The sequence below is a fragment of the Nocardia sp. alder85J genome (assembly GCF_020176955.2).
In the GTDB taxonomy this organism is placed as follows: Bacteria; Actinomycetota; Actinomycetes; order Mycobacteriales; family Mycobacteriaceae; genus Nocardia.
The window spans coordinates 796,798-809,766 of the sequence record NZ_JAIUCZ020000002.1; the positions used below are offsets into that span (position 1 = coordinate 796,798).

The 12,969-nt window shown below is 69.5% G+C and carries 12 protein-coding genes; 7 read left to right on the top strand and 5 right to left on the bottom strand.

Annotated features, from left to right (window positions below; translation table 11 throughout):
- Positions 1-77: 77 nt before the first annotated feature.
- The 4 genes from LBW94_RS09815 to LBW94_RS09830 form a co-directional block, all read right to left on the bottom strand.
- Positions 78-1,745 carry a substrate-binding domain-containing protein gene (locus LBW94_RS09815; protein ID WP_225053309.1) on the bottom strand — a complete coding sequence of 556 codons (1,668 nt, stop codon included), beginning with the start codon at positions 1,743-1,745 and terminating at the stop codon, positions 78-80.
- 315 nt (positions 1,746-2,060) lie between these two features.
- Positions 2,061-2,321: a WhiB family transcriptional regulator gene (locus tag LBW94_RS09820; RefSeq protein ID WP_225053310.1), complete on the bottom strand. Its 261-nt coding sequence runs from the start codon at positions 2,319-2,321 to the stop codon at positions 2,061-2,063.
- On the bottom strand, positions 2,318-2,890 hold the full coding sequence (locus LBW94_RS09825) for an HNH endonuclease (protein ID WP_225053311.1): 573 nt from the start codon (positions 2,888-2,890) through the stop codon (positions 2,318-2,320). Before LBW94_RS09825 ends, LBW94_RS09820 begins: the two co-directional genes overlap by 4 nt.
- A 578-nt stretch (positions 2,891-3,468) precedes the next feature.
- Entirely contained in the window at positions 3,469-4,074 is a 606-nt protein-coding gene (locus LBW94_RS09830) for a QsdR family transcriptional regulator (RefSeq protein WP_225053312.1), read from the bottom strand.
- 166 nt (positions 4,075-4,240) lie between these two features.
- Between LBW94_RS09830 and LBW94_RS09835 the strand changes: the two genes are divergently transcribed.
- The 7 genes from LBW94_RS09835 to LBW94_RS09865 all read left to right on the top strand — a co-directional run bounded on the left by LBW94_RS09835 (position 4,241) and on the right by LBW94_RS09865 (position 10,300).
- On the top strand, positions 4,241-5,716 hold the full coding sequence (locus LBW94_RS09835; protein WP_225053313.1) for a carboxylesterase/lipase family protein: 1,476 nt from the start codon (positions 4,241-4,243) through the stop codon (positions 5,714-5,716).
- Positions 5,713-6,543, top strand: a complete 831-nt coding sequence (locus LBW94_RS09840) for an enoyl-CoA hydratase (protein WP_225053314.1) — start codon at positions 5,713-5,715, stop codon at positions 6,541-6,543. Before LBW94_RS09835 ends, LBW94_RS09840 begins: the two co-directional genes overlap by 4 nt.
- Complete coding sequence (locus LBW94_RS09845) at positions 6,536-7,993, top strand: AMP-binding protein (RefSeq protein ID WP_225053315.1); 1,458 nt, start codon at positions 6,536-6,538, stop codon at positions 7,991-7,993. Before LBW94_RS09840 ends, LBW94_RS09845 begins: the two co-directional genes overlap by 8 nt.
- Before the next feature lie 120 nt (positions 7,994-8,113).
- On the top strand, positions 8,114-9,292 hold the full coding sequence (locus LBW94_RS09850; protein WP_225053317.1) for an inorganic phosphate transporter: 1,179 nt from the start codon (positions 8,114-8,116) through the stop codon (positions 9,290-9,292).
- A gap of 14 nt (positions 9,293-9,306) precedes the next feature.
- A complete protein-coding gene (locus LBW94_RS09855) occupies positions 9,307-9,621 on the top strand; it encodes a hypothetical protein (RefSeq protein WP_225053318.1) in 315 nt (104 codons plus the stop codon).
- Between the two features lie 10 nt (positions 9,622-9,631).
- On the top strand, positions 9,632-9,937 hold the full coding sequence (locus LBW94_RS09860; RefSeq protein WP_225053320.1) for a DUF3349 domain-containing protein: 306 nt from the start codon (positions 9,632-9,634) through the stop codon (positions 9,935-9,937).
- A gap of 48 nt (positions 9,938-9,985) precedes the next feature.
- Positions 9,986-10,300 carry a DUF3349 domain-containing protein gene (locus LBW94_RS09865; RefSeq protein WP_225053828.1) on the top strand — a complete coding sequence of 105 codons (315 nt, stop codon included), beginning with the start codon at positions 9,986-9,988 and terminating at the stop codon, positions 10,298-10,300.
- Between the two features lie 400 nt (positions 10,301-10,700).
- On the opposite strand, the gene LBW94_RS09870 is transcribed toward LBW94_RS09865, so the two are convergent.
- Positions 10,701-12,884, bottom strand: coding sequence for a malate synthase G (locus LBW94_RS09870; protein ID WP_225053322.1), 2,184 nt, complete (start codon positions 12,882-12,884; stop codon positions 10,701-10,703).
- Between the last annotated feature and the right edge of the window lie 85 nt (positions 12,885-12,969).

The window sequence follows — 12,969 nt, forward strand, 5'->3', positions numbered from 1 at the left end:
GCGCCCGCCGAATGTTGTTGCGGGCGTACGCCTGCGAGGGGCCGGCACCGGGTGTGCGCGCCGACCTCGCCCGGCCGCTACGAGGTGGTCAGGGCCTGCGAGATCGCCGAGCCGAATTTCAGGTCGTCGGAGGTGGTCAGGCGGGTGTAGGAGCCGTTGGACTGCTGGGCGAGGGTTTGCAGGGTGGGGGAGCCCTTGCCACCGACGACGATGACGTCGATCCGGACCGGGTGGGCGGGGTCGGTGAGACCGGCGATGTCGGAGAGCAACTGGGTGCCGGACACCGTGGAATCGTCGTTCGGCCCGCCGGTGATCAGCAGGATCGTATTGGTGTGGCCGTCGGCGTAGTTCTTCACGGCGTTCTTGTACGCGGCCTCGAGGGTGGTGTAGGCCCGGTCGGTCTTGACCTCGTCCGGGCTGACCGTGCTCAGCGACTTCGCCAGTTCGGTGCGGTGCGCCGGGGTCAGCGGGCCGGTCGCGCCCTGCACCTGATAGGCGGTGGCCGAGCTGTCGCCGTCGTCGGCGGCGAGATCGGAGTAGGTCCACACACCCAGTCCGAAATCGGCGGGCATCACGTCCATGGTCGATTGCAGGGCGCCGAGGGTGTTGCCGAGCCGGGTGAGAGTGCCGTCCTTGACGGCCATGGCGGCGGAGGTGTCGACCAGGACGGTCGCCTGCACGCCGAGCACCGGCTTGGCGAGTACGGAATGCACCTGGTCCAGCACCGATTTCGCGGTGACCGGCGGCGGCGCGGCGGGTAGCGCGGCGAATCCGGCGTCGGTGAACAGTTTCTGCTGGTCGGGTGCGCGGAGGTAATCGGCGAACAGGCCCGCGACCAGGTTCTGGGTCTTGTCGACCCAGGCGCCGGTCAGCAGTGCGGCCGGATGGTCGGCGACGGGAGCCGCGCCGATCGGGTGGTAGGCGGTCAGGCCGGTGCCCGACTGCACCGCCTGTTCGGTGGCGGCCGTGGCGTGCACGGCGGCATTGGCCGCGGTCACGCCGACCGGGGTGGTCAGCGCGGAGGAACTGTCGGCGACCTGCGGGGCGCCGGCCGCCAGCCGGGAGATCGCGGAGGTGACCTGACCCGCGTGCGCGGTGTCGTCGGTGAGTGGATCCGAGCCGGACACCGCGGAGCCGACCGCGAGCGCCGCGGCCAGGCTGCCGTCCCCCGCGGGCATCGCCATCCGCAGCCCGCCCCACCCGGACAGTCCGATCTCGGACAGCGAACCCTGTTGCAGGCGTGGCAGATCCGACCAGCTGATCTTCGCCGCATCCAGCGCCTGGCGCAGCTGGTCCGGCACCGCCAGCACGATCGGGCTGACCGCGACCGGCAGTGGGCTGCCCTGCACCAGACCGGGGACCCGCATCATCTCGATGGAACGAGACGAATCGGGAATCCACAGCGCGGGCTGGGTGCCGAGCTTCTGATCCCAGCCGCCGGAGGTGAACGCGGCCACCACCGCGGCCGACGGCTGCGACGTCACCGTCACGGTGACGCAGTGATCGCGCACTATCGGCTTGGTGGCGTTGTACCGATCGGCAGCGGCCTTCACCTCGACCGCGATATCGGGATCGACGGTGACGGCGAGACCGGACGCGCCCTCCACACAACCGTCGTGAGCACTGGCGACCTGCGAATCGGCTCGCTGCCGCAACCAGAACCAGCCACCGACCACGGCCACCAGCAGCACCACCGCCACCACTACGCCCACCAGCCCCTTGCTGACGCCTCGAGACCCGGCCATGCGATTGCGATGTGTACCCACGACGGATGAGTCTAGGTCGGCACGATCTTCGGCGCGCCACACGTCCTGTTCAGGCCACTTTCGTCACTCGGGACGCCCGGTCCCGGACCACCGCCGCCGCGCTGGGAACGGTGGCGTCGGCCGTCCCGAGTTGCTTGCGCAACTGCCGGGGAGTGGCTGCGGCAGCCTCGCGATTTCGGCACCGCGACGCGGTGGCGGCAGCCGGGGGAGTCGACTGTCAGCGCAGGCGCTGGATTTCCGCCGCGGGCAACGCGGTACGCCGAGGGGACATCGGGCGCCCCCTCGGCGGGCTGGTCAGGGGCGGATGAGGCGGCCGCGGTCGTACTCGTGGCCGCCCCAGACGCCGGACTGGCCGGTGTTGGCCGCGAAATCGCCGCACTGGCGGCGGATCGGGCAGATGGCGCAGACTTCGCGGGCGTAGGCGAAGTCCTGCGACGGGTAGGGGAACCACGCCTCGTGGTTCGGGTCACCCTTGCAGGCGGCCTCCTCCCAGCTCTGCGAATCCGAGAGCGGGAGCAGATCCACCAGGGTGAGGTCCTGCAGCGTGTCGGTCATGTTCGGATCCCTCCTTTCTCGGTGTCCACGGGGGTGGCGGACAGGTGCTTCCAGATCCGCCGTTGCTTCTTCTCGATCTCGTTGGGGGCTTTCGGCTCCCACAGCAGTCGCATACCCGCTTCCTCGGGGGTGCGATCGGCCTTGCGGGTATTGCACGGAGCACAGGCGGCGATCAGGTTGCCCCAGGTGTTGGGGCCGCCGCGGCTGCGCGGTCGGATGTGGTCCACGGTGCGGGCCCAGCCGGAGCAGTAGCCGCAGCGGTGGCGGTCGCGGCGCAGCACGCCCGCCAGGGTGGCGCGGCTCTCGTCGTGGACCAGGACCGGATGCTCCAGGTGGACGTAGCGCAGCAGCCGGATCGCCTCCGGCAGCGCGATCTCCAGATGCTTGGAGCGGATCGGGAAGTACGGCTCCCGGTTCGCGATCGCTTCGGCCGCGCCGCTGACCAGCAGCACCACCGCGCGCTCGGCGCCGATCTCGGTGAGCGCCTCGTAGGAGGCGTTCAGGACGAGCACGGCCGTGTGTATCCAGTTGTCGGGAGTCGGGTTCGCCGCAGCGCGTTGCAAGGACATGGGTGCCACCGGGTTTCGTGAAGGATGAGCGAGATTCGAAGGAAAAGGGAAGGGCGCTGGTACTTCTCAGGCCCGGGGGGCGAGGCGGCCGACTACCGGATGCTCCGGCGATTGCCGCCGGAGTCCCGAAAGGTGCTGTCCGGCAATATCTGTCGCGGTCACGTGGTACTTCGAAGGCATCGGCCACCTCCCTTCGCAAACTCGGTGTGCGGCCGGCCGCGGCCGCATGGTCGTCTTCATGGTGGCACAGCGGTACGGCCGCTGTCGGGTCATTTTTCGCTGTCCGTCCGGCCTGCCGTACGCACAGGTGAGCCCCCTCGCCGCGCAGTACAAGCAACGAGGGGGCTCCGGATTTTGTTCCGCGTACGGCGCCGACGTCACGGGGACTTCGGCGGCACGGTCACAGCGGCATCGGCCCGTACGATCCGGTCGACGCCCAGGAGAACCAGGTGGCGACGCGTTGCACGATCAGGGCCACGACGTCGATGGCGGTGCTGCCCATCGTATTTCCTCACACTCGGTTGACAACGAACCCCGGCAGCGTAACCGAGACGTTATCTCCGGCACAGTGCTCGGTGTCAGTCGCCGGGACCGCCGAGGATGGCGGTGAGGACCCGGACCGCGCGATCGGGGTCGGCGGGCTCGCCGGAGATGGTGGGCAGGTAGTGGAAGGACTCGGCCACCCGCAGCACGGTGTAGGCCAGATCGTCCAGCGGGAGCGTGGTGCGCACCCGGCCGGTGTCGATGTCGTCGGCGAGCTTGTCGCGCAGATAGGCCAGCATGCGGGGCTGGAAGCCGTGGACGGTCATCGTCAGCAGGTTCATGTACATGGCGTTGTCGCGTTCGATCGAGCGCCGGGAGCCGGGCTGATCCCAGATCGCGTGCAGCAGGTGCCCGACCAGGGCGGGTACCCGCGGCCCCGGCCGGTCCTCGAGTTCGGCCCAGCCGGCGTCGAGGGTGCGGCTGGTCAGCCACCAGATCGCCTCGACGATCAATTGTTCGCGGGTGCCGACCCAGCGGTAGAGGGTGACCCGGCTGATGCCGAGCCGGGTGGCGATCGACCCCAGGTCGATGCGCCGACCGGCCAGGAAGTCGGCGCGGGCCAGGGCGAGCGCGTCCAGCGCGGTGGGGCGGCGGGGGTCCGCGTCCGCGGCGAGCTGGCGCTGTAGCGGTGTCGAGGGCACGAGTGCAGCATAGTCGACCCGATATTGCGGAATGTTACATCTTGCCTGGATGTTTCATCAGGGTCTACGCTCCTGATACACAAACCGAGAATGTTTCATTCCTGAAAGTCTGATCCGATGTGTTACATCGCGGCGTTCGGGTGAACCTGGTGGCGAGGAGGCCGCAATGGGTGCGACGGTGTCCGAGACGGTGACGGTGCGGCAGGGAACGCTGCGCGGGGTGCGGCAGGGGGAGGTGCTGGCCTTTCTCGGCATCCCGTACGCGGCGGCGCCGTTCGGGCCGCGGCGGTTGCGGCCGCCGGCGCCACCGGAACCGTGGCCGGGGGTGCGGGCCGCCGACCGGTTCGGGGCCACCGTGCCGAAGGCCGACTACGTGGCGATGTATGTGCCCTACTTCCCCGAGGTGACGATCGCGGGGGAGGACTGCCTGAACCTGAACGTCTACACCCGGCCCGACGCCGCCGGTGCGCCGGTGCTGGTGTGGATCCACGGCGGCGCCTTCACCAACGGCTCGAATTCGGTGCCGGAATACGACGGTTCGGCCTTCGCCCGCGACGGTGTCGTCACGGTGGTGATCAACTACCGGCTCGCGGCGGAGGGTTTCCTCTACGTCGGCGACGAGGTGGCCAACGTCGGTATCCAGGACCAGATCGCCGCGCTGCGGTGGGTGCGGGACAACATCGCGGCCTTCGGCGGCGATCCCGGCCGGGTCACCGTCGCGGGCGAATCCGCCGGCGCCTGGAGCGTGAACACCCTGCTGGCCACACCGGCTGCGAAAGGGCTGTTCCAGCAGGCGATCTCGCAGAGCGGCGGGGCGCACCACCACCTGGCGCCGGAGCAGGCCCGGCAGGTCGCCGCCGAACTGGCCCGGAACCTCGGCATCGAGCCGACCCGGGCGGCCTTCGCCACCGTCGACCCCGACAAGCTGGCGCTGGCCTGCCGGGAGGTGATCACCGAATTGCAGACCGCCCCCGATCCGGCGAAATGGGGCACGCTGGCGCTGACCCAGCAGCCGTACGTACCCACCGTCGACGGGCGGGTGCTGCCGCGACCCACCCTCGAGGCCATCGCCGCCGGCGCCGGCGCGGAGGTGCGCCTGCTGATCGGCACCACCGCCGACGAGGCGCGGACCATCCTGGTCGCCTCCGGGGCGCTCGACGCCGTCGACGAGGAGTTGCTGACCGCCTCGGTGGCGGCGTACGGCCTGCCCGCCGACGAGGCGCTGCCGGTCTATCGCCGGGACCGGCCCGCGGCGCGGCCGGGGGAGGTGCTGTCGGCGGTGGTGTCGGACTGGTACTTCCGGATCCCCTCGATCCGGGTCGCCGAGGCCCGCGGCGGCGACACCTGGATGTACCGATTCGACTGGGCGTCACCGACATTGGGTTCCGGTCACGCCGTCGACATCCCGTTCGCCTTCGACACCCTGCACGCGCCCGGACTGGCGCCGCGGCTGGGCGACGCGCCGCCGCAGGCGGTGGCCGATACCGACCACCGCATCTGGGTCGACTTCGCGACCACCGGCGACCCGGGCTGGCCCCGCTACGACACCGCCACGCGCGCAACGGCTCTGATCACCGACACGCTGACCGTCGTATCCGATCCGGCCGGGCACGAGCGGGTGCTGTGGGAGGGCCGGCGATGAGTGATCCGGTACGGTACGAGGTCCCGGTGCCGAAGATCGCGCGGATCACCCTGAACCGGCCCGATCGGCGCAACGCTCAGGACACCGAACTGCTGTACGCGCTCAACGACGCGTTCGACCGGGCCGCGCACGACGACGACATCGTGGTGATCGTGCTGGCCGCCGCGGGGCCGCACTTCTCCGCCGGTCACGATCTGCGCGAACCCGATCCGCTGCACGCGCACGCGCGGTACCGCACGGTCGGCACCGCCGCCGGATTCACCGAACCCGGCGCCGCGGGGGTGGTGGCCCGCGAGGAGGAGATCTACCTCGGCTTCAGCGAACGCTGGCGCAACATCCCGAAGCCGACCATCGCCGAGGTGCACGGCAAGGTCATCGCCGGTGGGCTGATGCTGGCCTGGCCGTGCGATCTGATCGTGGCGGCCGAGGATGCCGAATTCATCGACAACGTCGTGGCCATGGGCGTGAACGCGGTCGAATTCTTCAACCACCCTTATGAATTCGGCTATCGCAAGGCCAAGGAGCTGCTGTTCACCTCCGGCGCGCTGAGCGCGGCCGAGGCCGAGCGGCTGGGCATGGTCAACCTGGTGGTGCCGCGGGCACAGCTGTCGGTGGCGACGATGGCGCTGGCGGCGCGCATCGCCGAACAGCCGCCGTTCGCCCTGAAACTGGCCAAGCAGTCGGTGAACGCCGCCCAGGACGCCGCGGGCCGCCCGGAGGCGATCCGCACCGCGTTCGCCCTGCACCAGCTGGCGCACAGTCACAACATGCAGGTGCACGGCATGGTGGTGGAGCCGGGCTTCATGGAGCGGTTCCGCCGTGGGTGAGCCGATTCCGCTGGGGCGCTTGCTGACCGAGCTGGCCGCCCGCGATCCGGACCGGCCCGCGGTCACCGACGACCAGCGGACGGTGAGCCGCGGCGAACTGGAGGCCGGCGCCAACCGGCTCGCACGCGCCTACCGGGGCCTGGGGGTGACCGAGGGTGATCTGGTCACCGTCGGGCTGTCCAACGGGATCCCGTTCTACACCACGGTTTTCGCGTTGTGGAAGCTCGGCGCGGTGCCGCAGCTGATCTCGCCCGCGCTGCCCGCTCCGGAACGGGACGCGATCCTGCGGCTGGCCCGGCCGGTGCTGGTGGTGGGCGTGGATCCGGACCGGGTGCCCGGCGAATTCCGTTGTGCGCCGGACGATCTGCTCGCCGATCCGGCGCTGGACGGGACGCCGCTGCCGGACAGCCCGGTGGCGCCCGCCTGGAAGGCGCCGACCTCCGGCGGCAGTACCGGCCGGCCGAAACTCATCGTCGCCGGGCAGCGCGGTGAACTGGACGTGGCGCCGATCGCCGCGACCCTGCGCCAGCACGACGGCCAGGTGCAGCTGGTCTGCGGGCCGCTGTATCACAATGCGCCGTTCAACTTCTCGATGTACGGGCTGCTCGCGGGCCAGCAGCTGGTGGTGCTGCCGAAGTTCGACACGGTGGCGGCGCTGACCACGATCGCGCGGCACCGGGTGCAGTGGATCAGCCTGGTGCCCACCATGATGAGCCGGATGCATCGCGAATTGTCCACGCGGCCGGGCGATTACGATATCGGTTCGCTGCGTTCGGTGTGGCACGGCGCCGCGGCGTGCCCGCCCTGGCTCAAACGCGCCTGGATCGACCTGGTCGGCGCGGACCGCCTGTTCGAGATGTACGCGACCACCGAATCGACGATGATGACGCTGATCACCGGCACCGAATGGCTGGCGCATCCGGGCTCGGTGGGCCGGCCGCTGTTCGGCCGGGTCCGCATCCTCGACGACGCGGGCCGGGAGGCGCCCGCCGGGGTGAACGGCGAGATCTTCGTCCGTCCCGACGAGGGCGCCGCGGCGACCTACCGCTACGTGGGCGCCACCCCGCGCCGGGTGGACGGCTGGGACTCCGTCGGTGATCTGGGCCGCGTCGACGCCGAGGGCTATCTGTACATCGACGACCGCCGGGCCGATCTCATCGTCACCGGCGGGGCGAACGTGTACCCGGCCGAGGTCGAGGCCGTGCTCACCGAACATCCCGGGGTGCGCGGTGTGGTCGTGCTCGGGCTGCCCGACGACGATCTGGGACACCGCGTGCACGCTGTGATCGAGACCTCGGAACCGTTGGCCGACAGCGAGTTACGTGCCTTCGTCGGCGCCCGGCTGGCCCGGTACAAGGTGCCGCGCGAATTCACCTACACCGAAGCGGCGCTGCGCGACGACGCGGGGAAGGTGCGCCGGGCCGCGCTGGCGGCGACCCTGGGAGGCTGATGACCGGCCGATCTCGGTCCGGTGGCGGCGGTGCGACCGGAGACGTTGTCTCGTTGAACGTCGTATGAACTATTGTGCGCGTGGACTGCCGCTGATCCCGTACGGTACGACACTGATCGCGTGAGCTCAGAATTGCTTGTACTACTCATCGTAATAGTCACTGCGCTGGCGTTCGACTTCACGAACGGCTTCCATGACACGGCCAACGCGATGGCGACCTCGATCGCCACCGGGGCGCTGGGTCCGCGTACGGCGGTGGCGATGTCCGCGGTGCTGAACCTGGTCGGCGCCTTCCTCTCGGTCGAGGTCGCCAAGACGGTGTCCGGCGGCCTGCTGAAGATCAACGACGTGCACCATATGGCGTTGTTGCACATAGTCTTCGCGGGTCTCGTCGGCGCCATTCTGTGGAACCTGATCACCTGGCTGTTCGGTATTCCGTCGAGCTCGTCGCACGCGCTGTTCGGCGGCCTGATCGGTGCGGCGATGGCGGCGCTCGGCGCCAGCGGCGTGATCTGGACCGGCGATCAGAAGACCGGCCTGATCAACAAGGTCATCCTGCCGGCTCTGCTGGCCCCGTTCGTCGCGGCCCTGGTCGCCGCGCTGGGGACCTACCTCGTCTACCGGTTCACCCGCAACTCGGACGAGACCAAGGTGCGCAAGGGTTTCCGGATCGGCCAGATCGGTTCGGCGGCGCTGGTCTCGCTGGCGCACGGCACCAACGACGCGCAGAAGACGATGGGTGTCATCTTCATGGCGCTGGTCGCGCACGGCACCTTCACCAACAAGGACGACATCCCGCTGTGGGTGAAGCTGTGCTGCGCACTGGCGATCGCCTCGGGCACCTACCTCGGCGGCTGGCGGATCATCCGCACCCTGGGCAAGGGGCTGGTCGAGATCGACTCGCCGCAGGGTTTCGCGGCCGAATCCTCCTCGGCGGCAATCATTCTGACCTCGGCGCAGTTCGGCCTGCCGCTGTCCACCACGCAGGCGGCCACCGGTTCCATCCTCGGCACCGGCCTCGGTAAGCCCGGCGCGGAGGTGCGCTGGGGCGTGATGGGCCGGATGGCCCTGGCCTGGGTGTTCACCCTGCCGCTGGCCGCCCTCGTCGGCGCCTTCTGCTGGTGGGTCGAGGATCTGATCGGCGGCGTCGCCGGCGCCCTGGTCGACCTGGTCATCCTGCTGGCGCTGTCGGTCTACATCTACCTGCGCTCGCGGCGCGATCCGGTCGACACCAGCAATGTCAACGCCGAATGGGAGGGCAGCACCGCGCCCGCCCCGGCCGAGCCCGCGAACGCCTGAGGGGATTCCACACCATGCACACCTTCACTGCCATTGTGAAATCCCTGGGCGAAGTGACGCTCATCGGCCTGGTGCTCGGCGCCGGCATCCCGCTGATCTTCGCGCTCGGCGTGCGGTTCTGGGCGCTGGAGCCGGCGGCGGCGGGCCCGGACTCCGCGTCCGGCACCGTCACCGCCCGCCGTGCCAACCCGGTCGCCCAGATCATCGCCTACATCTGCTTCGCCGTCGTGATCATCGCGGTCGTGCTCGGAATCCTGTACATCGCCAAGGATTTCATCAGCCACACCTTCGACATCCAGCTGTTCGGCGCCAAGCCCTCCAAGAAGTGAGCTCATACGCATGACCGAGAACGTATCCCTGCTCGATTCGATCCTGCGCTGGCTTCGGGCGGGCTATCCGCACGGCGTGCCGTCGGAGGACTACGTCGCGCTGTTCGCCATCCTGCACCGCCGGCTCACCGAGACGGAGGTGGAGGAGATCGTCGCGCAGCTGACCGCGGGCGATCCGGAGCAGATCGACGACGCCGCGATCGAGGCCGCCATCGTCAAGCTGGCGCACGAACAGCCCGGCGACGACGATGTGGCCCGGGTGGCCTCGAAGCTGGCCGCCGGCGGCTGGCCACTGGCACACCCTGCGCAACTGTGAGAAGCCCGGTACTCTGACCGCGTTGTACGGCCGAAGAACTGGAGTGTGATGGACCTGCCCGCGTTACTGGCCAAGATCGTCGATTGGCTGCGGGCAGGCTACCCGCACGGTGTTCCCGATACCGACCACCTCCCGCTGTACGCGCTGCTGTCGCGCCGGCTGAGCACCGAGGAGGTGCAGCAGGTGGTCGACACCCTGGTGCTGGACGGCCGGCTGCCGGCCGACAAGGCCGACGCGGGGGCCCAGGTGACCAGGGTCACCCACGATATGCCCCAGGAATCCGATCTCGGCCGGGTCCGCGCCCGCCTGGTCTCCGGCGGGTGGCCGGTCGACGACAGCTGGCCGGGGCCGGGGGCGGACTGAGAGCGGACCACCGTTGCGCGAGGCCCGGTCGCGAATGTTCGCCACGGCCGATTTCGGTGCCGCGCCACCGAGTGTCATTCCGATCGCGGAGATCGTGGCGCCGACGGATTGCGCCCGGGGGTACCTCGGCTGCCGAGAGCTGCTCCACCGCAGCGAGATCCAGCTCGGACAGCTCGTGGCACCCCCCGGCGCAGCAGTCCGGGAATCCCGTCGTCGTCCAGGTCGTCGGCGGCGGCCGTCACCGCGACCGGTTCCCAGTCGGTCACTGTTGCGAATCGCCGCTGTTCTCACCGGATCGCCATCGTAGGCGGATGATCGAGTGCTGTCGCGGGATCACCGAGGGGGTGACGGCAGGGGGTGGGCTCCCGGCCGGTCCGGCCGGGAGCCCACCCGCCGCGTCTCAGTTCTTCGCGGCCAGCGCCTTCGCCTCGCGGCGGCGGCGGTGCAGGATCGGCTCGGTGTAGCCGTTGGGCTGCGTGCCGCCCTCCAGGATCAGCTCCTTGGCGGCCTGGAACGCGACGCTGCCGGCGAAGTCGGGGGCCATCGGCCGGTACAGCGCGTCGCCCGCGTTCTGCCGGTCCACCACAGGGGCCATCCGCTCCAGGCTCGCCACCACCTCGTCGGTGGTGATGATGCCGTGGCGCAGCCAGTTCGCCATCAGCTGGCTCGAGATACGCAGTGTCGCACGGTCTTCCATGAGCGCGATGTCCTCGATGTCGGGCACCTTGGAGCAGCCGACGCCCTGGTCGATCCAGCGCACCACGTAGCCGAGGATGGACTGCGCGTTGTTGTCCAGCTCGGTGCGGATCTCCTCGGCGGTCCAGTTCGGGTCCGCCGCCAGCGGGATCTCCAGGATCTGGTCGACGGTGGCGCGCGGGCCGCCCTTGGCGATCTCGGCCTGCCGCTTGAACACGTCCACCAGGTGGTAGTGGGTGGCGTGCAGGGTGGCGGCGGTCGGCGACGGCACCCACGCGGTGGTGGCGCCGGCGCGCGGGTGGCCGATCTTCTGCTTCAGCATGTCGGCCATCAGATCCGGCATGGCCCACATGCCCTTACCGATCTGGGCCTTGTGCGGCAGGCCCGCCTCCAGGCCCTTGTCGACGTTCCAGTCCTCGTAGGAGGCGATCCACTGCTGCTTCTTCATCTCGGCCTTGCGGACCATCGGCCCGGCCACCATGGAGGTGTGGATCTCGTCGCCGGTGCGGTCCAGGAAGCCGGTGTTGATGAACACCACGCGGTCGCGGGCGGCGGCGATGCACGCCTTCAGGTTCACCGTGGTGCGACGCTCCTCGTCCATGATGCCGACCTTGAGGGTGTGCCGCGGCAGGCCCAGCACATCCTCGATGCGGTCGAACAGGTCGTTGGCGAAGGCCACCTCGTCCGGGCCGTGCATCTTCGGCTTCACGATGTACACGCTGCCGGTGCGGGAGTTGCTCACCCGGGCCTCGCCGCGCAGCGAGTGCACCGCGATCAGCGAGGTGAGCAGGCCGTCGAGGATGCCCTCGGGGATCTCGTTGCCCTCGGCGTCCAGGATGGCGTCGGAGGTCATCAGGTGGCCGACGTTGCGGACGAACAGCAGCGAGCGGCCGTGCAACGTGAGCTCGGAGCCGTCGACCGCGGTGTAGACCCGATCCGGGTTCATGGTCCGGGTGAAGGTCTTGCCGCCCTTGCTGACCTCCTCGGCCAGATCGCCCTTCATCAGGCCCAGCCAGTTGTGGTAGCCGAGCACCTTGTCCTCGGCGTCGACGGCGGCCACCGAATCCTCGAAGTCCATGATCGTGGTGACCGCGGACTCCAGCGCCACGTCCTTCACTCCGGCGGTGTCGGTGGCGCCGATCGGCGAGGACGGGTCGATCTGGATCTCGATGTGCAGGCCGTTGTGCTTCAGCAGCACCGAACGCGGCGCTGCCGGGTCGCCCAGGTAGCCGACCAGCGCCGAGGCGTCGGCCAGGCCGATGTCGGTGCCGTCCTCGAGGGTGACCTCGAGCTCACCGTCGACGATCTTGTACGCCTGCGAGCCGATGTGCGAGCCGGTGATCAGCGGCACGGCGTCGTCGAGGAAGTTGCGGGCCCATTCGATGACCTTGTCGCCGCGGACCTTGTTGTAGCCCGAACCCTTCTCCGCCCCGCCGGTCTCCGGGATGGCGTCGGTGCCGTACAGCGCGTCGTAGAGCGAGCCCCAGCGGGCATTGGCGGCGTTGATCGCGAACCGGGCGTTCATCACCGGCACCACCAGCTGCGGGCCGGCCGTGGTGGCGATCTCGTCGTCGACGTTCTCGGTGCCGATGGTGAAGTCGGCCGGCTCCTCGGTCAGATAGCCGGTCTCGACCAGGAACTTCTTGTACGCGGCCTTGTCGTAGCCGGTACCCGGGTTCTCGGCGTGCCAGGCGTCGAGCTTGGCCTGGATCGCGTCGCGCTCGGCGAGCAGTGCGCGGTTGCGCGGGGCGAGTTCGGTCACGATCGCCTCGGCACCGGCCCAGAACGCGGCGGAATCTACGCCGGTCCCGGGGAGCGCATGGTTCTCGACGAAGTCGTGGAGAACGCTGGCCACCTGAAGCCCGCCGACCTGAATCCGCTCTGTCATCTACTGCCTCATTTCGAGAAAGCCGGATGGATTTAGTACGCCTGTCATGTTACCCGGCAGTAGTTGTGGGTCGGCAGGGCCTGTG

Excerpts from the sequence above, each read along its gene's own strand:
- LBW94_RS09815 (WP_225053309.1), bottom strand. The coding sequence starts at position 1,745 with ATGGCCGGGTCTCGAGGCGTCAGCAAGGGGCTGGTGGGCGTAGTGGTG.
- LBW94_RS09820 (WP_225053310.1), bottom strand. The coding sequence starts at position 2,321 with ATGACCGACACGCTGCAGGACCTCACCCTGGTGGATCTGCTCCCGCTC.
- LBW94_RS09825 (WP_225053311.1), bottom strand. The coding sequence starts at position 2,890 with ATGTCCTTGCAACGCGCTGCGGCGAACCCGACTCCCGACAACTGGATA.
- LBW94_RS09835 (WP_225053313.1), top strand. The coding sequence starts at position 4,241 with ATGGGTGCGACGGTGTCCGAGACGGTGACGGTGCGGCAGGGAACGCTG.
- LBW94_RS09840 (WP_225053314.1), top strand. The coding sequence starts at position 5,713 with ATGAGTGATCCGGTACGGTACGAGGTCCCGGTGCCGAAGATCGCGCGG.
- LBW94_RS09855 (WP_225053318.1), top strand. The coding sequence starts at position 9,307 with ATGCACACCTTCACTGCCATTGTGAAATCCCTGGGCGAAGTGACGCTC.
- LBW94_RS09860 (WP_225053320.1), top strand. The coding sequence starts at position 9,632 with ATGACCGAGAACGTATCCCTGCTCGATTCGATCCTGCGCTGGCTTCGG.
- LBW94_RS09865 (WP_225053828.1), top strand. The coding sequence starts at position 9,986 with ATGGACCTGCCCGCGTTACTGGCCAAGATCGTCGATTGGCTGCGGGCA.
- LBW94_RS09870 (WP_225053322.1), bottom strand. The coding sequence starts at position 12,884 with ATGACAGAGCGGATTCAGGTCGGCGGGCTTCAGGTGGCCAGCGTTCTC.